Raw genomic sequence first — 20,847 nt, 5'->3', positions numbered from 1 at the left:
GACCATGAAGCTTCCTTCCAATACCGGCCCCATCCACTTCGTCGGCATCGGCGGCATCGGCATGTCCGGCATCGCCGAGGTGCTGGCCAATCAGGGCTATAAGGTTCAGGGCTCAGACGTCGCCGAAAACGCCAATGTGCGGCGCCTGCGCGACAAAGGGATCAAGGTCACCGTCGGCCATAAGGCCGAGAATCTCGACGAGGCCGCGGTGGTCGTCGTCTCCACCGCCATCAAGCGCGACAATCCGGAACTCATCGCTGCGCGCAGCAAGCGTCTGCCGGTCGTGCGCCGCGCCGAAATGCTGGCCGAGCTGATGCGGATGAAAACCTGCGTCGCCATCGGCGGCACGCACGGCAAGACGACGACGACCTCGCTTGTCGCGACGCTTCTCGACGCCGGCAATTTCGATCCGACCGTCATCAATGGCGGCATCATCAACGCCTATGGCACGAACGCCCGCATGGGCGCGTCCGACTGGATGGTGGTCGAGGCGGATGAGAGCGACGGCACTTTCCTGAAGCTGCCGGCCGATATTGCGGTCGTCACCAATATCGATCCCGAACATCTCGACCATTTCAAAACCTATGACGCGATCAAGGCGGCGTTCCGCTCATTCGTTGAAAATGTCCCGTTCTACGGCTTTGCCGTGATGTGCCTCGATCATCCGGTGGTGCAGGATCTCGTCGGCCAGATCGAAGATCGTAGAGTCGTTACCTATGGCGAGAACCCGCAGGCCGATGTGCGCCTGCTCGACATCGATCTCAAAGGCGGCCGCTGCAAATTCCGCGTCTGCATCCGCGACCGTGACGGCAAGGAAACCGATATTCCCGGCCTCGAACTGCCGATGCCCGGCCATCACAATGCGCTGAATGCAACGGCCGCGATCGCGGTGGCGCACAATCTCGGCATCTCGCCCGATCTCATCCGTCTTGGCCTGTCGCGCTTTGGCGGCGTGAAGCGCCGCTTCACCAAGACCGGCGAATGGAAAGGCGTTTCGATCTACGACGATTACGGCCATCACCCGGTCGAGATCGCCGCCGTGCTGAAAGCCGCGCGCGCTTCGACCGACGGCCGCGTCATCGCCGTCGTACAGCCGCACCGCTACACGCGCCTTCACGCGCTGTTTGACGGCTTCTCGACCTGCTTCAACGATGCCGATGCCGTCATCGTCTCCGATGTCTACGCGGCCGGCGAGCAGCCGATCCCCGGCGCCGACAGGGATTCGCTCGTAGCTGCCTTGAAAGCGCGCGGCCATCGCAATGTGATTGCGCTCGCCGCCCCCGAACAGCTCGCCAACCACGTCGCCGGTTTTGCGAAATCGGGCGATTACGTCGTGTGCCTCGGTGCCGGCTCGATCACCCAATGGGCCTATGCGCTGCCGGGAGAGCTTGAAGCGGTCGGAGGCAAAGCGTGAGCTTTCCCGAGCTGAAGCTCGGCGACTGGACCGCGCAGCTGCGCGGCCGGCTGACGCCCAATCAGCTTCTCTCCGAGATCACCTGGTTTCGTGTCGGCGGCCCGGCGCAGCTTCTGTTCCAGCCGGCGGATGAGGAGGACCTTGCGTTCTTCCTCAAGAACCTGCCCGACGATATTCGCGTCACGGTTTTAGGCCTCGGCTCCAATCTTCTGATCCGCGACGGCGGCATTGACGGCGTTGTCATCCGCCTCTCGGCGCGCGGCTTCGGCGGCATCGAGGTTCTGGATGGGCATCGCATCAAAGCCGGCGCCGCGGTGCCGGATCTGCGCGTCGCGCAAGCCGCGGCCGAAGCCGGGATCGACGGGCTGACCTTCTACTCCGGCATTCCCGGCGGCATCGGCGGCGCGCTTTACATGAATGCGGGATGCTACGGCACCGAAACGCGCGATCGCATGGTTGAACTTCGCGCCGTGACGCGGCAGGGCGAGATCGTCACGCTCTCAAACGCGGATATGGGCTATCTCTACCGCAAATCGAACGGCCCGCGCGGCGCGGTGTTCGTCTCGGCGGTCTATGCCGGAACGCCGGGCGAGCCCGAAGAGATCAAGCAGCGCATGCGCGAGATCACCGAAAAGCGCGAGTCGTCTCAGCCTATTCGGTCGAAGACCGGCGGCTCGACCTTCAAGAATCCGGATGGGCATTCGAGCTGGAAACTGATCGACGAGGCCGGCGGACGCGGGCTGAAGATCGGCGACGCGCAGGTCTCCGAACTGCATTGCAATTTCCTGCTCAATACCGGCGAAGCCTCGGCCTACGATCTCGAACTTCTGGGCGAGACGGTGCGCAACAAGGTGCGCGCCAAGTCCGGCATCGAGCTGAAATGGGAAATCCGCCGCATGGGCCATTTCGCGCCGGGCAAAGACGTGCGCGAATTTCTCGACGGTGATGTCTTCACGGGAGCGGTCTGATGGCAAAGCACGTCGCGGTTCTGATGGGCGGCTGGTCCGCCGAGCGCGAAGTCTCGCTCAACTCCGGCAAGGCCTGCGCCGCGGGTCTCGAAAAGTCCGGCTACCGCGTCACGAAAGTCGATGTCGGCCGCGATGTGGCGGAAGTTCTGACCAAGCTGAAGCCCGATGCCGCTTTCAACGCGCTGCACGGCAAATTCGGCGAAGACGGCCAGATGCAGGGCGTGCTCGAGTTGCTCGAGATTCCCTACACGCATTCGGGCGTCCTCTCCTCGGCTCTCTCCATGCACAAGGAGCGCGCCCGCCAGGTCATGGCAGCGGCCGGCGTGCCTGTTGCCGAGGGAAAGGTCGTTAACCGGAAGCAGGCAGCTTTAGCGCACCCGTTAACGCCTCCTTATGTGCTGAAACCCGTCTCGGAGGGCTCTTCGGTCGGCATTCTGATCGTCAAGGAAGACCAGGAGCACCCGCCGCAGGAGCTGACCCGCCCCGATTGGGAGCACGGCGAATTATTGTTGGCTGAGAAGTATATAGCGGGTCGCGAGCTGACCTGCGCCGTGGTCGACGGCAAGCCCACCGGCGTCATCGACATCGTCGCCGCCGAGGGCTGGTACGACTATCACGCAAAATATGCAAAAGGCGGATCAAAACACATCCTGCCGGCCCAAATTTCAGAGTCTGTTTACCAGTTTGTTCAATCATCCACGCTCAAGGCGCATCAGGCGCTCGGCTGCCGCGGGGTCAGCCGTGCCGACTTTCGATACGACGACCGACCGGGCGGTACCGGGGCGCTCGTCTGTCTCGAAGTCAACACGCAGCCCGGCATGACAGAAACGAGCCTCGTGCCCGAATTGGCGGCTCACGCCGGTTTTGCGTTTGACGAGCTCGTGCGATGGATGGTGGAAGACGCAGGCTTAAATCGTTAGACGGCCAGTTAAAGGCCGTCAGCGGAGGCGCGTCTTCAAACGGGCGCGCCCGCGTCATCTATTCAAACCGTCCGCTCCGTTCTTCCGGCCCCAAGGCCGAACCGCGCGCTGAGCTGCGCGCCGATCTTCGAACAGATCCCTATTTCAACGCTGCGCCGGCGCGTACCGCCGCGCCGTCGCAGTCCGCCGCCCGACCCCGCAGGGCGGCGACCCCCTCTGTAGTGCGAGTGCGTTCTGGTATCGGTTGGCTTGGCGTAATTGTTCTTTTCGTGAGTACAGGTATTTACGGTGCCACGCTTGGCGATCACTGGCAGGAGATTGGCTCTGCTGTGACTGCTATGCCTGACGCCTTCGCGCGCGGCTCGGGATTCCATATTGCCGATGTCGAGGTCGAGGGCCGGAAGATTCTGACGGATGCGGAAATTGCTGCCGCGCTCGGCTATTCGCCCGGACAATCTCTCGTCTTTCTCGACGCCAATGCCGCGCGCGAACGCCTCATGCAGAATCCTCTGGTTCTGAAGGCGACGGTTCGCAAGCTTTACCCCGACAAGATCGCGATCTCCGTCACCGAACGTGAACCCTTTGCGCTCTGGCAGCGCGGCGACAAAATCGCCGTGATCGGCCAGGACGGAACCGTCATTGAAGGCGTCGAGAGCGGCCGTTTCGCCAATCTCCCGCTGCTCGTCGGACAGGGCGCCGACACCGCTGCGAAAGCCATCCTCGCCGCGCTCGAGCCCTATGCCGACCTCAGGAAAGATATTTATGCGTTGGTGCGCGTCGGCGACCGCCGTTGGAATTTGCGCCTGACCAACGGCATGGACGTCAAACTGCCGGAACATGATACCGCTGATGCCATTGCCGCCTTCGTGAAGCTCGATAAGTCCGCGCAGCTGAAAGATCGCGACATCACGGAAGTCGATATGCGCCGTCCGGGAACCGCGACGGTGCGCCTGTCCGACGAGGCCGCTGCGGCGCTTGCCGCAAAGGCCAAGGAAAAAGACAAGGCGGCCGGCACATGAGAACCTTCCCGCATGCCGTGACGCCAAGACTGAAGCCGATGCCGCAAAAACGCGCCATCGACTTTTCGGTTCTGGATGTCGGTACAAGCAAGATCGTCTGCCTGATCGGCCGCCTGAAACCCGTCGATACCGGGCCGCTGCTGCCGGGCCGCACGCATCGCATCGAGGTGATGGGCGTCGGCCATCAGCGTTCGCGCGGCATCAAGGCCGGTGCCGTCGTCGATATGGAAGCGGCGGAACATGCCATCCGTCTTGCCGTCGATGCGGCCGAGCGCATGTCCGATTGTAGAGTCGAGAGTCTGATCCTTTCGGTGTCGTCCGGAAGGCTCGCGAGCGAACATTACAATGCCACGGTTCCCGTGTCCGGTCGTCCCGTGACCGAATACGACATCCAGCGTGTGCTGCGGGCCGGAACCGATCATTCTGTGCGGGCCGATCGCAGCGTCATCCATTCCATGCCGATGGGCTTTGCGCTCGATGCGACGCACGGCATTTCCGATCCGCGCGGCATGGTGGGCGATCAGCTTGGCCTCGACATGCATGTCGTCACGGCGGATGCCGCGCCGGTGCGCAATCTGATCCTGTGCATCGAACGTTGCCATCTGTCCGTCAAAACCGTCGTCGCCGCGCCTTATGCATCAGGTCTGGCCGCGCTTGCCGCCGATGAGGCCGAGATCGGCACGACGATGATCGATATGGGCGCCGGCACGACCAGTGTCGGCATTTTCTCGGGCGGCGCGTGCGTCCATACGGATGCGATCGCCCTCGGCGGCCATCACGTCACGCTCGACATCGCGCGCGGGCTTTCCGTCAAGGTCGAGGATGCGGAGCGGCTGAAAACGCTCCATGCTTCGGTGTTCCCCGGCATGAGCGAGGACAGCGGCCTTATCGGCATCACGCCTATCGGCGAAGATGACCGCTCGGCCCCCCATCACGTGCCGAAATCGCAGCTCATCCGCATCGTCAAGCCGCGGGTCGAGGAAACGCTCGAACTTATCCGCGACCGTCTGCGCGGCTCCGGCCATGCGATGGAAGCCGGCAAGCGCGTCGTTCTCACGGGCGGTGCCTGCCAGCTGACCGGCCTTGCCGATCTCGCCAGTAAAATTCTCGGACGCCAGGTTCGTATCGGCCGTCCTATCGGAGCGCGTAACATGCCCGAACATTGTAAAGGGCCGAGCTTTGCGGCGGCGGTCGGTCTTCTCGTCTATCCGCAGCGTGCGGGTGAAGAACATTTTGAAGCGGCGCGTGCATCGCTGCGCACAGGAACGAACGGCTATCTGTCCCGTATGGGTCAGTGGCTGCGGGAGAGCTTCTGATGGCCGGCAAGAAAAAGCCTGCCAAGAAGCAGGCACCGAAATCCAAATCAGTATCGAAGACAGCGTCCAAGACGCCGGCCACCAAAATGGTGTCGGCACCCAAACAGCTAACCCAAAACGCGGCGCGCGTTCCCGCGAAATCCGAGAGGCACTCCATGTCCATCAATCTGAAGCTTCCCGACATCCGGGAATTGCGGCCGCGCATCACGGTCTTCGGCGTGGGTGGCGCCGGCGGCAACGCGGTCAACAACATGATCGAAGCCGGATTGCAGGGCGTCGATTTCGTCGTCGGCAACACGGACGCACAGGCGCTGACGCAGTCGCGTGCCGAACGCCTCATTCAGATGGGTCTGCAGGTCACCGAAGGTCTTGGCGCGGGATCGCAGCCGGAAGTCGGGCGCGCAGCGGCCGAAGAAGTGATCGATGAAGTTCGCGACCATCTTTCGGGCGCGCATATGGCCTTCATCACCGCGGGCATGGGCGGCGGCACCGGCACGGGTGCGGCGGCCGTCGTCGCGCGCACCGCCAAGGAACTCGGCATCCTGACCGTTGGTGTTGTGACGAAGCCCTTCCATTTCGAAGGCCATCGCCGCATGCGCATGGCCGAACAGGGCATCGAAGAGCTGTCGAAGCATGTCGACACGCTGCTCGTCATTCCGAACCAGAACCTCTTCCGCATCGCCAATGAGAAGACGACCTTCGCCGACGCGTTCGCGATGGCCGACCAGGTTCTCTATTCGGGTGTTGCCTGCATCACCGATCTGATGGTGAAAGAAGGCCTCATCAATCTCGACTTCGCCGACGTGCGCGCCGTCATGCGCGAAATGGGCAAGGCGATGATGGGCACCGGCGAAGCACAGGGCGAACGCCGTGCGATCACGGCGGCGGAAGCGGCCATCGCCAATCCTCTGCTCGACGATGTGTCGATGAAGGGCGCGCGCGGCCTTCTGATCTCGATCACCGGCGGCAACGATCTGACGCTCTACGAAGTGGATGAAGCGGCAACGCGTATCCGCGAGGAAGTCGATCCGGAAGCCAATATCATTCTCGGCGCGACCTTCGATGCGAAGCTCGAAGGCACGATCCGCGTGTCCGTCGTTGCCACCGGCATCGACAACACCGGCATGGTGGCTCCCGTCTACAGCGAAGAGCGTCTTGCCGAACTCGCCGAGCGCATGAAGCCGCAGGCCCGCCAGATCGCCGAGGCTTCGGCCCCGGTTGCGGCCGCCGCTCCCATCGCCCGTGCGATGCCGACCTTCCGTCCGGTCGTCGAAGAGCAGGAAGAATACGAAGCGCCGGCCGCCTATGAAGACGAAGCGGTCGATGACGACGTTACCGTCCGTCCGCTCGCGCCGCGTCCGGCCCCGGCCTTCTTCGATGAGCCCGAAGAAGAAGTCTACGAAGAGCCGATGGAAGATCCCGCGGCCTTCATTCCGCCGGCGCCCGAGCGCGCTGTGCGCGGTCCGCGCATGCCGCGCGTCGATGAATTGCCGGTGCCGGTGCAGAACCAGATCCTGCAGCGCGACGGCAGCTTCCCGGTCTCGGACAATCATCCCGAGAAGAAGCGCGCGACGCTTCTGCAGCGTCTTGCCGCCGTCGGCCTCGGCCGCCGCGACGACGAGCAGCAGACGCATCAGGAGCCGAGCCTGGATGCCGAGCCGCAGCACGACACCCGCCGCACGGCGCGTGAGGCCGCCTATCGTCCCGCCAAGGGCAATCTCGACTCACATGGCCGTCAGCAGGCCGCGCGCCCGATGGAAGACGAGCTGGAAATCCCGGCTTTCCTTCGCCGCCAGGCGAACTGAGCGCACGCTGTTGCATTGAAGTCACGAGAGACGGTGGGCGATAAAATCGCCTGCCGTTTCAACGTTTTAGGGGCATAAGAGCGAGCCCTTGCGCGGCCGGGTGTGGATTATTCTTAACAGTTTGTAACAGTCCGACATCAAGCGTGATTGGCCCGCTTGAGTCCCCCAGACTTATCTTCCCATCACAAGCAACGCGTGCCGCGGGGATTAAAAGCGGTACGCGGTGTTTCCGGAGGGACACTTGCAGGGCGGCTCAGCGCCTGCAAGCAAGAGGGTGAGTGGGGTTATGGGGTTCGAACAGACGACTTTGGGCGCATCGATTTCGATCGCCGGAATCGGCGTACATAACGGCGAACCCGTCCGCATCACTCTTTTCCCTGCGCCGGCCGGCACCGGCATCCAATTCCGCCGCACCAATTCCGAGACCGGTGCGGCCCGTACCTTCCGCGCCCATGTCGATCATGTCGGCCAGACCGAACTCTGCACCGTGCTCGGCACGGAAGAGGGCGGCCGGGTCTCGACGGTCGAGCATCTTCTGGCCGCTCTGCGCGGTCTCGGCGTCGATAACGCCGTGATCGCCATCGACAATGACGAAATGCCCATCGTTGACGGGTCCTCGCGTCCCTTCGTTGAAGCCATCGATACGGTCGGTACCGTCAAGCTTTCGGCGCCGCGCAGCGTGCTCGTCGTCCGCAAGCCTGTCCGGGTCGAGAACGGCCGCGCCTGGGCCGAACTCGTGCCCTATGCGAAAGGCTTCCGCCTGGAAGTCGAGATCGATTTCACCAACCCGACCATCGGCCGTCAGGCCGTGGTGATGGATCTGACGCCCAAAAGCTTCCGCCGCGAGCTCAGCTATGCGCGCACCTTCGGCTTCATGCAGGATTTCGAGAAGCTCTCGGCCATTGGCCTCGCCCGCGGCTCCTCGCTAGACAACACAGTCGTTCTCGACGGCGAGCGGGTGATGAACGAGGGGGGCCTGCGCGCCCGCGACGAGTTCGTCCGCCACAAGGCGCTCGATGCGGTGGGGGATCTCGCTCTGGCCGGCCTGCCCATCAAGGGCCTCTACCGGTCCTATTGCGGCGGTCACAAGCTGAATGTCGCAATGGTTCGGGCCCTTTATGCCGATCCGACGGCTTTTGCCATCGAGACGCCGGTGCCGGTCCATGCCGCGGGCGATTTCGTCCCGGCCCTGCAGCCGGCCTATTCCCCCGATATGAACTGAGGGGCCGTTCCGGCCGCCTCGACTTCGCCACACCGTGGCGATTTATCGGGCTTTGGGGTAGAAGCCGGGGCTCGGGTTCCTGTGGGGTCCCAGCGCCTTTTTTCGAGGTTCCGATGATGTCGTGGCTCAAGGCTTTTTCGCCGGCCGTCGTGCTTGCGCTGTTTGCGCTGAGCGTATCCACCATGCCGGCCAACGCACTGTTCGGCTGGTTCAAGAAGAAGGATACGGAAGACGAGATCGTCTATTCGACCGATCCGGCCGACAAACTCTACAATCAGGGCCTCTATTACCTTGAGAACAAGGACTACAAACAGGCCGACAAGAAGTTTAAGGAAGTCGATCTGCAGCACCCCTATACGGAGTGGGCGCGCAAGGCCAATGTCATGGCCGTCTTCTCGAAATACAAACAGGGCGAATATGACGAGGCTATCGCCGAGGGTAAGCGCTATGTGCAGCTGAACCCGGGCTCCAAGGACGCGGACTATGTCCAGTTCCTCGTCGGCATGTCCTATTACAATCAGATCCAGGACGTCTCGCGCGACCAGAAGCGCACCCAGGATGCCCTGGTCGAGCTCGATCAGGTCGGCCGCCGTTGGCCCGACAGCCAGTATGCCGATCAGGCACGCCAGCGCGTCCAGGTGGCGCGCGACCAGCTCGCCGGCAAGGAAATGGAGATCGGCCGCTTTTATCTGAAGGACGGCAACTACATCGCCGCGGTGAACCGCTTCAAGACGGTCATCATCACCTATCAGACGACGCGCCATGTCGAAGAGGCGCTCGCCCGCGTCGCCGAAATCTACATGACCATGGGCATTGTCGGCGAGGCGCAGACCGCCGCCGCTGTGCTGGGCCACAACTTCCCGCAAAGCCCCTGGTACAAGGACACCTACGCCCTCATCCAGTCGAAGGGGCTTACCCCCCGCGAAGATTCGGGATCGTGGATTTCAAAGGCTTTCAAGGGAATCGTCGGCTGATATAGGCTTGGGCCCGCAATGCTGGTCCAGCTCTCCATCCGCGACATCGTTCTTATCGAACGCCTCGATCTTTCGACGGCGGGCGGCCTGACCGTGCTGACCGGCGAAACCGGCGCCGGCAAAAGCATTCTTCTCGACAGTCTGACCCTTGCCCTCGGCGGCCGCGGCGATAGCGGCCTTGTGCGCTCCGGCGCACCGCAGGGGCAGGTGACCGCGGTGTTCGATCTGCCGAAAGATCATCCGGCGCGCAGGGTTCTCACCGACAACGGTCTCGTCGATGACGGCGATCTCATTCTGCGCCGCCTGCAGCTCGCCGACGGGCGCACGCGCGCTTTCGTCAACGATCAGCCGGTCGGCCTCAACATTCTGCGCGCGCTCGGCACGGCGCTTGTCGAAATTCACGGCCAGCACGACGACCGTGCGCTCGTCGATCCGGCTGAGCATCGCGCGCTGCTCGATGCGTTCGGCGGGCTCGAAGCCGATGTGCGCAGAGTCTCGGCGCTGTGGGATGCGTGGCGCGCTGCGGAAAAAGCGCGCGAGGATCAGCAGGAACTGGTCGAGCGCGTGCGCAAGGAAGCCGATTATCTGCGCCATGCGCATCAGGAGCTTTCGGCGCTGAAACCCGAAGAGGGCGAGGAAGAGCGTCTGGCCGAAAAGCGCGCGGTGATGATGCAGTCGGAAAAGATCGCCGGCGATCTTCAGGATGTGCATCAGGCGGTCGCCGGGCCGAATTCGCCGGTGCCCGATCTTGCCGCCGCGATCCGCCGTCTCGAACGGCGGGCAGGGCAATTGCCGAGCTTTGTCGAGCCGGCCATGAAGGCGCTCGATGCTGCGCTCGTGCAGCTCGACGAAGCACGCGATCATCTTGAGAAAGCACTTGAGACGGCGGCTTTCGACCCGAAAGAACTCGAGCGCTCGGAAGAGCGCCTGTTTGCGCTCCGCGCCGCCGCCCGTAAATACGAAACGAGCGTTGCGCTTCTGCCCGAGGTCGCAGCGCGCTTTGCGGATGAGCTCAAAGCGCTGGAAAACGGCGAGGACGAATTGAAGCGCCTGGCGGCAGCCGCAGGCGAGGGCGCTTCTGCCTATCGCGCCGCCGCCGAGGCTCTCTCCGCAAAGCGCCGCACGACCGCCGAGGCGCTGGCCTCCGCCGTGATGGCCGAGCTTCCCGACCTCAAGCTCGAACGCGCCCGCTTCACCGCCGAGATCACCTCCGACGGCGCGGGCGGCTTGGAAGGCATCGACCGCGTCGAATTCTGGGTGCAGACCAATCCCGGCACGCGGGCAGGGCCGATGCTCAAAGTCGCCTCCGGCGGCGAACTTGCGCGCTTCCTTTTGGCGCTGAAAGTCGCGCTCGCCGATCGCGGCTCGGCGCCGACGCTCATCTTCGACGAAATCGACACCGGTGTCGGCGGCGCGGTGGCGGATGCCATCGGCGCGCGCCTGTCGCGGCTCGGACGGCGGGTCCAGGTTCTGGCGGTGACGCATGCGCCTCAGGTCGCGGCAAAGGCCGACAGCCATCTTTTGATCGCCAAGGACGATGTGAAGGGCGAGGAGCGGGTGGCGACGCGCGTCACGCCGCTCTCTGCCGATCCGCGGCGCGAAGAGATCGCCCGCATGCTGGCGGGCGCGGCTGTCACAGATGAGGCCCGCGCCGCAGCGGAGCGCCTGATGAAGGGTGCGGCGTGAGTCCCCCGAAAAAGGGCGCGAAATCCGAAGAAGCCGACATTCCTTCGACACCGCTCGAAGCGCAAGCCGAACATGCGCGTCTTGTCGAAGAGATAAGGGCGCATGACGAGCGCTATTATCAGGAAGACGCGCCGACGGTTTCCGACGCCGATTACGATGCGCTGCGCAAACGCCTCGTCGCTGTAGAGGCGGCATTTCCCGACCTCGTCACCGCCGAAAGCCCGACACAGAAAGTCTCGGGCGCAGCCTCCGAAAAATTCGACAAGGCGAAGCACGGCCAGCCCATGCTATCGCTCGACAACGCCTTTGACGGCGAAGATGTGACGGATTTCGTTGGCCGCGTGCGGCGCTTTCTCAATCTGAAAGACGACGAGATCGCCTTCACCGCCGAGCCCAAGATCGATGGGCTTTCGGCCAATCTCCGCTATGAGAAGGGCAAGCTCGTTCTGGCGGCGACGCGCGGCGATGGCGAAGTCGGCGAAGACGTCACCGTCAATATCCGCACGATCAAGGAAATCCCACAGACGCTGAAGGGCAAGGACGTGCCCGATCTCATCGAGATCCGCGGCGAAGTCTATATGACCCATGACGAGTTCCGCGCGCTGAACGAGCGGCAGGAAAAGGCGGGCAAGCCCGTCTACGCCAATCCGCGCAATTCGGCCGGCGGCTCGCTGCGCCAGCTCGATCCGAAAATCACCGCCGAGCGCAATCTGCATTTCTTCGCCTATGCCTGGGGCGAGCATTCCGGTCTTCCGGCCGAGACGCAGCACGGCGTCGTCAAGGCATTCGCGAATTGGGGCTTCAAAACCAATCCGCGGATGAAAGTGGTCAAGAGTGTCGAGGAGATGCTCGCCTTCCATCGCGAGACCGGCGAAGTGCGCGCGAGCCTCGGCTACGATATCGACGGTGTGGTCTATAAGGTTGACCGCATCGATCTGCAGCGGCGGCTCGGCTACGTCTCGCGCTCACCGCGCTGGGCCATCGCTCATAAATTTGCCGCCGAACAGGCGTTCACCACGCTCAACGATATCGACATCCAGGTCGGCCGCACCGGCAAGCTGACGCCGGTCGCAAAGCTCGAACCGGTCACGGTCGGCGGCGTCGTCGTGACGAATGCGACGCTGCACAACGAAGACTTCATCAAAGGCGTCGATTCACACGGCAATCCCGTGCGCGACGGCAATGATGTGCGCATCGGCGACACCGTCGTCGTGCAGCGCGCGGGGGACGTCATTCCGCAGATCGTGCGCATCGTTCCGGAAAAGAGGCCGAAAAGCGCAAAGCCCTTCCAGTTTCCGCATGTATGCCCGGCCTGCGGCAGCCATGCGGTGCGCGAAGAGGGCGAGTCGGATCGGCGCTGCACCGGCGGCCTCATCTGTCCGGCGCAGGCGGTCGAGCGGCTTCGTCATTTCGTCGCGCGCAACGCCATGGACATTGAAGGTCTCGGCGAAAAGCAGATCCAGGCATTCTTCGAATGGGGCCTCGTCAAAGAGCCGTCGGATATTTTTGCGCTCGAGCGCAACGAGAAGAAGCCGGGAAATCTGACCTTCCTGAAAAACCGCGAAGGCTTTGGCGAGCTGTCGGTCAAAAACCTTTACGCCGCCATCGAAGAGGCGCGGACGCGGCAGGTGCATCGCGTTCTGTTCGGGCTGGGCATCCGCCATGTCGGCGACATCAACGCCAAGCGCCTGATGCGCCATTACAAGACGATCGATGCGCTGCGCGCCGCAGCTAAAGAGGCGCGCCCGCCGGAAGAGGGCAACCGCGCCGACAAGGGCAATGAGGCGTGGCAGGAAATGAACGATGTGTCGGGCATCGGCGCCATCGTCGCCCAGGCCGTCGTCGATTTCTTTCAGGAACCGAAAAACGATCCGCCGATCGAGGCGCTGCTGAAAGAGCTGACGCCGGAGCCGATGGAAGAAGCAGCGCAGGATACGGCGGTCGCCGGCAAGACGGTGGTTTTCACCGGCACGCTCGAAAAAATGACGCGCGATGAAGCCAAGGCGCAGGCCGAACGGCTCGGCGCGAAGGTGTCGGGCTCGGTGTCGAAGAAAACCGATATCGTCGTCGCGGGCCCTGGCGCCGGCTCGAAGCTCAAACAGGCGACGGAGCTCGGCGTCAAAGTAATGACGGAAGACGAATGGCTGGCGCTGACCGGCTCATGAAAATAGACGCATGGCCGGCCCCCGCGAAGCAGGGCTGGCCATGCGTTGAGCCGGGACAGGGCGGCTCGGTTTACGCCTTGCTTACAAGCGGCCGAGCAAGGCCAGAATGATCACTATGATAAGAATGACGCCGACAATACCGCCCGGGCCGTAACCCCAGGCACGGCTGTAGCCCCAGTTCGGGAGTGCGCCGATCAGGATAAGAATAAGGATGATAATCAGAAGTGTGGACATGCTGTCCCTCCTTGATGCTGCCGGAAGGTTGAACGCGCCGACCTGCCTGAAGTTCCCCCTATTGGTGAAGCCTCTGGATTAATTCACAACATGCGTGCCGATCCGAAATCCGAGTTTCGTGCCGGGATTCTGCTCATTTTCCCGGCGCTTGTGGCGGTCATTCCCTTCGCGCTGATCCTTGGCGCTGCGGCGGCGCAAAAAGGGCTCTCGCCATTTGAAACGGGTCTCATGAGCGCGCTGGTGTTTGCCGGCGGGTCGCAATTCGTCGCCGTCGATCTGTGGTCGTTTCCCGCGCCATGGCTGGCGCTCGGCTTTGCCGCTCTTCTCGTCAATCTGCGCTATGTGCTGATGAGCGCATCGATTGCGCGAAAGCTCAAAAGCTTTCCGATAGCCGGGCGCGCGCTGTTCATCTTTTTCCTCGCCGACGAGACCTGGGCGATGACGGAAAAGCGTGCGGCCGAAACGCCGCTGACGCTTTGGTTTCTGCTCGGCCTTGTGCCGGTTTTCTATCTCAACTGGGTTGTCTTTACGATTGTCGGTGCTGTTGTCGGCAGCGCCTTTCAGAATCCCGAACGTCTCGGCTTCGATTTCGCTTTCACGGCGATCTTTATCGGCCTTGCATTGGGTTTCTGGCAAGGCCCGCGCACCGGCTTTTTCATCGCCGCCAGCGCCGCAGCTTCGGCGCTGACGTATCTTTTCGTCGACGGCCCCTGGTATGTGATGGCCGGAGCGATTGCAGGGATCATTGTTGCGGCGATCTTTCCGTCCGCACCTCTGCCATTGAAGGAAAAGGCGGACGCGCAGGCGGCCCGCGCTGAAGGCGGGAGCGTCGAATGACCCTCTCACCCGACAATCTCATCGCCATCCTTGCGATGGCCGCAGCGACCTACGGAGCGCGTCTCACAGGATTGTGGGTTGCCGCCTATATCCCGGCGGAAGGGCGTCTGCGCGCGGCGCTCGATGCGCTTCCCGCCGCTGTGCTGACGGCGGTGGTTGCGCCCATGGCGCTGGCGACCGGACCGGCCGAGACGCTCGCGGCAATCGTCACAATATTAGCGGCGACCCGGCTTCCGCTTCTTGCGACTGTTGCGACCGGCGTTCTTGCTGTCGTTCTTTTTCGGTTTCTTCTGGGCTGATGCCAGAAGCGGCGCGCAGACGGCTTTCAGCCAGGCGCGCGTTTTCGGATCGAGCTTTGGCCCGATCTCGCTCGCGACGCGCTTGTGATAGGCGTCGAGCCAGGCGACTTCTTCTTTGGTCAGAAGTTTCGGATCGATCGGCCGCGTATCGATCGGCGCGAGCGTCAGTGTCTCGAAGCTCAGAAAATCGCGTTCGGCGGTCTTGAGCTTCGACCGCTCGACCAGAACGAGATTTTCGATGCGGATGCCGAACGCGCCTTCTTTGTAATAGCCCGGCTCGTTCGACAGGATCATGCCCGGTTCGAGCGGCGTGTGACCGAGCTTTGAGATGCGCTGCGGCCCTTCATGCACCGACAAATAAGAGCCGACGCCGTGGCCCGTTCCATGATCGAAATCGGCGCCGATCTCCCACAGCGCCCGGCGGGCAAGCGGATCGAGCTGCGCGCCCGTCGCACCCTTCGGAAATTGCGCGGTGGCAATGGCGATATGACCCTTGAGCACGCGGGTATAGCGATCTCGCATATCCTTCGTCACTTTGCCGATGGCGATGGTGCGCGTGATGTCGGTCGTGCCGTCCTGATACTGCGCGCCACTATCGACGAGATACAGCCCGGGCGTGATCTTGCGGTTGGTCGCGCGCGTCACGCGGTAATGCGGCAGCGCCGCATTCGGACCCGCCGCCGAAATCGTCGGGAAGGAAATGTCTTTCAGCTTCGCGGTATCGCGGCGGAAGGCTTCCAGCGCCTCGGCGGCCTCGATCTCGTCGAGCTTCTTTTTCTTCAGATTTGTGTCGAGCCAGAACAGGAACTGCGCGAAGGCAACGCCGTCGCGCTGATGCGCCGCCCGCGTGCCGCGGATTTCCGCGCCGTTCTTGACCGCCTTCATCAGGGCGATGGGGCTCTGCGTCTTGACGATGGTCGCGCCCGTGTCGTTCAGCACCTGGCGGATCCTTTCGGCGCCGGCGCCGAAATCGAACATCACCTTCTTGCCGCCGAGCATGTTCAGCAGCGTCTCGAATTCGGAGGGCTCGCCGACATCGGCGAGGTCTTCCAGATGATCGCGCAATTCGTTTGACAGCTTGCGCCCGTCGATCAAAAGAGCAGGGCGTCCTTCGACCGGAATGACGGCCCAGGCCAGCGGCAGCGGCGTATGGGCGACATCGCCGCCGCGAATGTTGAACAGCCAGGCGATCTCGTGCGGATCGGTGAGCACGATGGCGTCGGCCTTGGCATTGACGACGGCGGTGTGAAGACGCGCAAGTTTCTTGTCAGCGCTCTCGCCTGCAAATTTCTCGGGATGCTCGACAACGGGCGCGAGCGGCGGCTCGGGCCGGTCGGTCCAGGAAATGTCGATCGGGTTTTCATCGACGGCTTTGAGTTCGGCGCCGGCATCGGCAACGGCTTTCCTCAGCCGCTCGACCGCATCGGCCGTGTGCAGCCAGGGATCGAAACCGAGAACCTGTCCGGCCGAAAAATTCTTGCGGATCCATTCGCTGGGCGACGTCTCGCCGCTGTTCACGGGCGTCACGACCGTTTTGTCGATCTGATCGCGGACCTGAACCGTATAGCGCCCGTCGACGAAGATGACCGCCTGATCGAGCGTGATCAGCGCCGTGCCGGCCGAACCGGTAAAGCCCGTCAGCCAGGCGAGCCGTTCTTCGGAGGCGGGCACATATTCGTTCTGATGCGCATCGGCGCGCGGCACGAGAAAGCCGAAAAGGCCGAGCCGTTTCATATCGGCGCGCAGCACGGCGAGCCGCGCTTTGCTGCGGCTTGAATCGGCGCTGTCGTCAAAACTCTGGAAGACGGAGTCGAACATGGGTTCAGTCTAGACCGGCCCGCGGCGGAGCGTGAGGGTGACCCAATTATCCAGCACGCGCTTCTTTACGGGAAGAAGACCCTGGGTCCGGTAGGCGGCGCGCACCTGCCTCTCCTGATGGGTCAGGAGGCCCGACAGGATGACATGGCCGCCGAGGCGAACCGAGCGGGCGATGCCGGGGGCAAGCCGCACCAGGGGCCCGGCGAGGATATTGGCGAAGACCAGATCGTATGGGGAGTTGCCGCGGATATAGGGGTGGCCGAGGCCGTTGGCGTGAACGATCCGTACCCGGTCGGCCACCCGGTTCAGCGCCGCATTGGCGCGGGCGATGGTGACGGAGGTGCGGTCGATATCGCTGCCGAGGACGCCATGGCCCAAAGCTTTGGCGGCGGCGATGGCGAGGACGCCCGTGCCGGTGCCGAGATCGAGGATCTTCCGCGGCCGCGTCTGTTTCAAGAGACCGTCGAAGGCCATCAGACAGCCTTTCGTCGTGCCGTGATGGCCGGTGCCGAACGCGAGCGCCGCTTCCACCTGAATGCCATGGGCATTTTTCGGCACGCGTCCGGCATCGTGGGCGCCGTGGACGAGGAAGCGCCCGGCGGGGACTGGGTCGAGCCCGGCGAGCGAGGCTGCCACCCAATCGGCGTCCTCGATGACTTCCGATTGCACATCGAGGCCCGCGATCTTCTGGCCGAGTGCCGCGCGCACTTCGCGTTCGAGATTTGCGGGGGTGATGTTCGGCCCGGCATAGATGTCGACCCGCCAGAGCGGATCGTCGGGCTTGGTTTCGGACACCGCAACCGAGACCTCATCGAGCGGCAGGATTTCACTGGCGACCTGTGCGAGGTCTTCGGCCTGTTTCTGGGCCGCGAAGATGCGGGTGACGGAAGTGGGCATTTAATTCTCTGCGGCGTCAGGGACGTTTGACGAAACTATCGATGACGCGCTTATGCCCGGCTTTGTCGAAGGCGACGAGAAGTTTGTTGCCCTCGACTTCGAGAACCTCGCCATAGCCGAATTTGTCGTGGAACACGCGCTCGCCAATTCCATAGCTTGCGGCGTTGGACGTGGATTTGGCGACGAGTTCGCCCTCGATCACCATCGGCCCGCCGCGGCGTGCGTTGAAGCCCGCGCCGCGCTCCTGAAAGCCGCCCGCCTGTTTGCGCTGCTGCGCGCGCTGCCAGCCCGGCGTGTCATAGGTCGAGCCGCCGAAGGGCTCCAGCCGGTCGAAGCGGCTTTCGCCGAAGCCGCGGTTTGAAAACGCCGCCGGTGCTTCGACCACTTCGACATGCTCTTCCGGAAGCTCGTCGAGAAAACGCGAAGGTATGGACGATTGCCACTGGCCGTGAATGCGGCGGTTGGTGGCGAAATAGATTTTGGCGCGCCTTCTGGCGCGCGTGATGCCGACATAGGCAAGGCGGCGCTCTTCCTCGAGCCCGGCCGCGCCATGTTCATCCATGGTGCGCTGGCTGGGGAACAGGCCTTCTTCCCAGCCGGGCAGGAAGATCGTGTCGTATTCGAGCCCTTTGGCGCCGTGCAGCGTCATCAAAGTAATCGCATCGACATTCTCGCCGCTCTCGGCATCCATCACCAGCGAGACATGCTCCAGAAAACCTTGCAGGTTTTCGAACTGCTCCATGGAGCGGACGAGTTCTTTGAGGTTTTCGAGACGGCCCGCCGCATCCGGCGAGCGGTCCTGCCGCCACATCTCGGTATAACCGCTCTCATCGAGCACCATTTCGGCAAGCTCGGTGTGCTTCATATGATCAGCGGCCTGCGCCCAGCGCGTGAAATTCTGCGTCAGGACGCGCAAGCTCTCGCGCGGCTTGGGTTTCAGCTCTTCCGAATCCGTCACCATGCGCGCCGCTTCCATCAGCGAGATGCGCGCGCCGCGGGCGATATTGTTCAGTGTCTGCACCGTCGCATCGCCCAGCCCGCGTTTGGGCACGTTGACGATACGCTCGAACGCAAGGTCGTCCGCCGAGGAGTTGATGCAACGAAGATAGGCGAGGGCGTCGCGGATTTCCTGGCGCTCATAGAAGCGCGGTCCGCCGATGACGCGATAATCGAGGCCGAGCGTGACGAACCGGTCTTCAAATTCGCGCATCTGGAACGAGGCGCGGACAAGGATCGCCATCGAGTTCAGGCTGTCGCCTTTTCTCTGAAGATTTTCGATCTCATCGCCTATGGAGCGCGCTTCCTCGCCCGAATCCCACGCGCCGGAGACGGTGACGCGTTCGCCGTCTTCGCCCTGCGGGCGCAGCGTTTTGCCGAGCCGGTCTTTGTTGTGCGAAATGAGGTGCGAGGCCGCGCCGAGAATATGGGCGTCGGAGCGGTAATTACGCTCCAGGCGAATAACTTTCGCGCCCGGGAAATCCTTGTCGAAGCGCAGGATGTTGTCGACCTCGGCGCCGCGCCAGCCATAGATCGACTGATCATCGTCGCCGACGCAGCAGAGATTGCGTGGGCCTTGAGCGAGCAGGCGCAGCCACAGATATTGGGCGACGTTCGTATCCTGATACTCGTCGACCAGCATGAATTTGAAACGCTGGTGATATATCGCCAGAACATCCGCATGGTCGCGGAAGATGCGGATCGGCTCGAGCAGAAGATCGCCGAAATCGACGGCGTTCAGAACACGCAGGCGCTCCTGATAGGCGGCGTACAGCTCCTTGCCTTTTCCGTTGGCGAACAACGCGCCGTCGCCGGGCGGAACATCCTTCGGGGTAAGCCCGCGGTTTTTCCAGCCGTCGATGGCCCAGGCGAGATTGCGCGCCGGCCAGCGCTTCTCGTCGATGTTTTCCGCCGAGAGGATCTGCTTAATCAGCCGGATCTGATCGTCGGTGTCGAGAATGGTGAAGCTGGGCTTCAGCCCGGCAAGCTCGGCATGGCGGCGCAGCATGGTCGCGCCGATGGAGTGAAACGTGCCGAGCCACGGCATGCCGGTCGCCACATCGCCGACCAGAGTGGCGATGCGGTGCTTCATCTCGCGCGCCGCTTTGTTGGTGAAGGTGACGGCGAGAATTTCCTGCGGCCGCGCGCGCCCTGTCGCAAGGATATGGGCGATGCGGGTGGTGAGGACGCGCGTCTTGCCGGTGCCGGCGCCCGCGAGGACGAGGAGGGGACCGTCCAGCGTCAGCACCGCATCGCGCTGTTCGGGGTTCAGGCCCTCAAGATAATCGCCGCCCGACATCCGGCTCCGCATGACCCCGGCCGAAGCGCGCGCGGCGATGCCGCCCTGCGGGGCGTCGTCATCGTCGAAAAACGGGACGGTGTTGGGATCGGCCAAAATCGGTCCTTCGGGCAGGGGAGTAGCTGATGCCCGGGCAGGCCATGGGCGATTCGCTCTGAGAGAACAAAATGGCATCTCAGGGGGTGAATTGCGAGAGGGCCGGGGCTTGCCCGAAAGGGGAGCTTTCCCGGGCGGTTAGGGCGCGTTAGACCGGGATATGACCACCGAAGCCCTCACCGCCTCCTTCGCCGCCGGTTTCATCTACGGCATTTCGCCGGGCCCGGCGGTTCTGGCCCTTTTCACGCTGACGGCCATTTCAGGCCGGGCGCATGGGGCGCGGTTCATCGGTGCGCATCTTCTCGGCGATACGTTGTGGTGCGGTCTGGCGATCCTTGCCATCGTCGGCGTCAGCCAGCTCGGGCACACTTTGTTCGACGTGCTGGGCGTCATCTGCGGCGCCTATCTGATCTGGCTCGGCTGGCAGGCCATCCGAAATCCGGGCGACGGCACGGCGGCGCCCATCGGTGCGGTCAATCCGGCGCGTACCGGACTTCTCTTCGGCCTCACAAATCCCAAGGCCTATCCCGTCGCGCTCGCAATGTTCACGGCGCTGACCGCGCCCTTCGTCAAAAGCCTGACCTGGGCCGACGCGCCGGCCTTTATGGGCGTCGCCATGGTCGGCTTCGTTCTCGCTTACGCTGTCCTTTTGTGGATGGCGGGCCTTGCGCCCGTGCGCCATGTCTTCACGCGCTGGCACCGGCCCATCACCCGCATCACCGGGGCGATGTTCGTCGCCTTCGGGGCGAAATCGGTGTTCGATGTCGCCAACGCTCTGCGGAGCCGCTGAGCCTCACGCCGAGTTGACGGGAGCCGTTAACTCCTTCGTCCACAATCCGTCTCGTCCTCGTCGCTTTGTGACCATCATGGCGGCATAATCT

Annotated in this window: 17 protein-coding genes; 13 read left to right on the top strand and 4 right to left on the bottom strand. The window is 63.1% G+C overall.

Features of this window, described 5'->3' with window-relative positions:
• Nucleotides 1-4: 4 nt before the first annotated feature.
• The 10 genes from murC to ligA all read left to right on the top strand — a co-directional run bounded on the left by murC (nucleotide 5) and on the right by ligA (nucleotide 13,489).
• Nucleotides 5-1,414: a UDP-N-acetylmuramate--L-alanine ligase gene (gene murC / locus IZ6_RS10790; RefSeq protein WP_222875059.1), complete on the top strand. Its 1,410-nt coding sequence runs from the start codon at nucleotides 5-7 to the stop codon at nucleotides 1,412-1,414.
• On the top strand, nucleotides 1,411-2,382 hold the full coding sequence (murB, locus tag IZ6_RS10785) for a UDP-N-acetylmuramate dehydrogenase (protein WP_222875058.1): 972 nt from the start codon (nucleotides 1,411-1,413) through the stop codon (nucleotides 2,380-2,382). The genes murC and murB overlap by 4 nt, the downstream gene beginning before the upstream one ends.
• Nucleotides 2,382-3,302, top strand: coding sequence for a D-alanine--D-alanine ligase (locus tag IZ6_RS10780; protein WP_222875057.1), 921 nt, complete (start codon nucleotides 2,382-2,384; stop codon nucleotides 3,300-3,302). The genes murB and IZ6_RS10780 overlap by 1 nt, the downstream gene beginning before the upstream one ends.
• 338 nt (nucleotides 3,303-3,640) lie before the next feature.
• Complete coding sequence (locus tag IZ6_RS10775; protein WP_222875056.1) at nucleotides 3,641-4,321, top strand: cell division protein FtsQ/DivIB; 681 nt, start codon at nucleotides 3,641-3,643, stop codon at nucleotides 4,319-4,321.
• The gene (gene ftsA / locus IZ6_RS10770; protein ID WP_222875055.1) at nucleotides 4,318-5,637 is read left to right on the top strand and encodes a cell division protein FtsA; all 1,320 of its coding nucleotides are present in this window, start codon (nucleotides 4,318-4,320) and stop codon (nucleotides 5,635-5,637) included. Before IZ6_RS10775 ends, ftsA begins: the two co-directional genes overlap by 4 nt.
• A 155-nt stretch (nucleotides 5,638-5,792) precedes the next feature.
• On the top strand, nucleotides 5,793-7,442 hold the full coding sequence (gene ftsZ / locus IZ6_RS10765; protein ID WP_222877613.1) for a cell division protein FtsZ: 1,650 nt from the start codon (nucleotides 5,793-5,795) through the stop codon (nucleotides 7,440-7,442).
• 286 nt (nucleotides 7,443-7,728) lie between these two features.
• Entirely contained in the window at nucleotides 7,729-8,664 is a 936-nt protein-coding gene (gene lpxC, locus IZ6_RS10760; protein ID WP_222875054.1) for a UDP-3-O-acyl-N-acetylglucosamine deacetylase, read from the top strand.
• A 113-nt stretch (nucleotides 8,665-8,777) separates the two neighbouring features.
• Nucleotides 8,778-9,638: an outer membrane protein assembly factor BamD gene (locus tag IZ6_RS10755; protein WP_222875053.1), complete on the top strand. Its 861-nt coding sequence runs from the start codon at nucleotides 8,778-8,780 to the stop codon at nucleotides 9,636-9,638.
• 18 nt (nucleotides 9,639-9,656) lie between these two features.
• Nucleotides 9,657-11,324: a DNA repair protein RecN gene (recN, locus tag IZ6_RS10750; RefSeq protein ID WP_222875052.1), complete on the top strand. Its 1,668-nt coding sequence runs from the start codon at nucleotides 9,657-9,659 to the stop codon at nucleotides 11,322-11,324.
• Nucleotides 11,321-13,489, top strand: coding sequence for an NAD-dependent DNA ligase LigA (gene ligA, locus IZ6_RS10745; protein WP_222875051.1), 2,169 nt, complete (start codon nucleotides 11,321-11,323; stop codon nucleotides 13,487-13,489). Before recN ends, ligA begins: the two co-directional genes overlap by 4 nt.
• Nucleotides 13,490-13,570: 81 nt before the next feature.
• Here ligA and IZ6_RS10740 read toward each other — a convergent pair whose 3' ends face one another.
• A complete protein-coding gene (locus IZ6_RS10740; RefSeq protein ID WP_222875050.1) occupies nucleotides 13,571-13,723 on the bottom strand; it encodes a DUF3309 family protein in 153 nt (50 codons plus the stop codon).
• Between the two features lie 90 nt (nucleotides 13,724-13,813).
• On the opposite strand from IZ6_RS10740, the gene IZ6_RS10735 reads away from it, so the two are divergent.
• Together IZ6_RS10735 and IZ6_RS10730 are read left to right on the top strand one after the other, a co-directional pair.
• Nucleotides 13,814-14,560, top strand: a complete 747-nt coding sequence (locus IZ6_RS10735) for an AzlC family ABC transporter permease (RefSeq protein ID WP_222875049.1) — start codon at nucleotides 13,814-13,816, stop codon at nucleotides 14,558-14,560.
• A complete protein-coding gene (locus tag IZ6_RS10730; RefSeq protein WP_222875048.1) occupies nucleotides 14,557-14,859 on the top strand; it encodes an AzlD family protein in 303 nt (100 codons plus the stop codon). The genes IZ6_RS10735 and IZ6_RS10730 overlap by 4 nt, the downstream gene beginning before the upstream one ends.
• Here the strand turns inward: IZ6_RS10730 and IZ6_RS10725 are convergent.
• Genes IZ6_RS10725 through IZ6_RS10715 form a run of 3 tightly spaced genes read right to left on the bottom strand, consistent with a single transcriptional unit; the run spans nucleotide 14,776 to nucleotide 19,966 of the window.
• Nucleotides 14,776-16,677, bottom strand: a complete 1,902-nt coding sequence (locus tag IZ6_RS10725; RefSeq protein ID WP_222875047.1) for an aminopeptidase P family protein — start codon at nucleotides 16,675-16,677, stop codon at nucleotides 14,776-14,778. The genes IZ6_RS10730 and IZ6_RS10725 overlap by 84 nt on opposite strands.
• Before the next feature lie 9 nt (nucleotides 16,678-16,686).
• Nucleotides 16,687-17,574 carry a 50S ribosomal protein L11 methyltransferase gene (locus IZ6_RS10720; protein ID WP_222875046.1) on the bottom strand — a complete coding sequence of 296 codons (888 nt, stop codon included), beginning with the start codon at nucleotides 17,572-17,574 and terminating at the stop codon, nucleotides 16,687-16,689.
• Between the two features lie 16 nt (nucleotides 17,575-17,590).
• The gene (locus tag IZ6_RS10715) at nucleotides 17,591-19,966 is read right to left on the bottom strand and encodes an ATP-dependent helicase (RefSeq protein WP_225873891.1); all 2,376 of its coding nucleotides are present in this window, start codon (nucleotides 19,964-19,966) and stop codon (nucleotides 17,591-17,593) included.
• 160 nt (nucleotides 19,967-20,126) lie between these two features.
• Between IZ6_RS10715 and IZ6_RS10710 the strand changes: the two genes are divergently transcribed.
• A complete protein-coding gene (locus tag IZ6_RS10710) occupies nucleotides 20,127-20,756 on the top strand; it encodes a LysE family translocator (protein WP_222875045.1) in 630 nt (209 codons plus the stop codon).
• Nucleotides 20,757-20,847 lie beyond the last annotated feature (91 nt).

The organism is Terrihabitans soli (assembly GCF_014191545.1).
GTDB lineage: Bacteria > Pseudomonadota > Alphaproteobacteria > Rhizobiales > Methylopilaceae > Flaviflagellibacter > Flaviflagellibacter soli.
Note: the sequence above shows the minus strand (reverse complement) of the source record. Positions and strands in the feature narration are given on the sequence as shown.

Bases quoted from the DNA above. Each gene is read 5' to 3' on its own strand.
- IZ6_RS10775 (WP_222875056.1), top strand. From the start codon at position 3,641: ATGCCTGACGCCTTCGCGCGCGGCTCGGGATTCCATATTGCCGATGTC.
- ftsA (WP_222875055.1), top strand. From the start codon at position 4,318: ATGAGAACCTTCCCGCATGCCGTGACGCCAAGACTGAAGCCGATGCCG.
- IZ6_RS10725 (WP_222875047.1), bottom strand. From the start codon at position 16,677: ATGTTCGACTCCGTCTTCCAGAGTTTTGACGACAGCGCCGATTCAAGC.
- IZ6_RS10710 (WP_222875045.1), top strand. From the start codon at position 20,127: ATGACCACCGAAGCCCTCACCGCCTCCTTCGCCGCCGGTTTCATCTAC.
- IZ6_RS10755 (WP_222875053.1), top strand. From the start codon at position 8,778: ATGATGTCGTGGCTCAAGGCTTTTTCGCCGGCCGTCGTGCTTGCGCTG.
- IZ6_RS10780 (WP_222875057.1), top strand. From the start codon at position 2,382: ATGGCAAAGCACGTCGCGGTTCTGATGGGCGGCTGGTCCGCCGAGCGC.
- IZ6_RS10740 (WP_222875050.1), bottom strand. From the start codon at position 13,723: ATGTCCACACTTCTGATTATCATCCTTATTCTTATCCTGATCGGCGCA.
- IZ6_RS10730 (WP_222875048.1), top strand. From the start codon at position 14,557: ATGACCCTCTCACCCGACAATCTCATCGCCATCCTTGCGATGGCCGCA.
- murC (WP_222875059.1), top strand. From the start codon at position 5: ATGAAGCTTCCTTCCAATACCGGCCCCATCCACTTCGTCGGCATCGGC.
- recN (WP_222875052.1), top strand. From the start codon at position 9,657: ATGCTGGTCCAGCTCTCCATCCGCGACATCGTTCTTATCGAACGCCTC.
- IZ6_RS10720 (WP_222875046.1), bottom strand. From the start codon at position 17,574: ATGCCCACTTCCGTCACCCGCATCTTCGCGGCCCAGAAACAGGCCGAA.
- ftsZ (WP_222877613.1), top strand. From the start codon at position 5,793: ATGTCCATCAATCTGAAGCTTCCCGACATCCGGGAATTGCGGCCGCGC.
- lpxC (WP_222875054.1), top strand. From the start codon at position 7,729: ATGGGGTTCGAACAGACGACTTTGGGCGCATCGATTTCGATCGCCGGA.
- IZ6_RS10735 (WP_222875049.1), top strand. From the start codon at position 13,814: ATGCGTGCCGATCCGAAATCCGAGTTTCGTGCCGGGATTCTGCTCATT.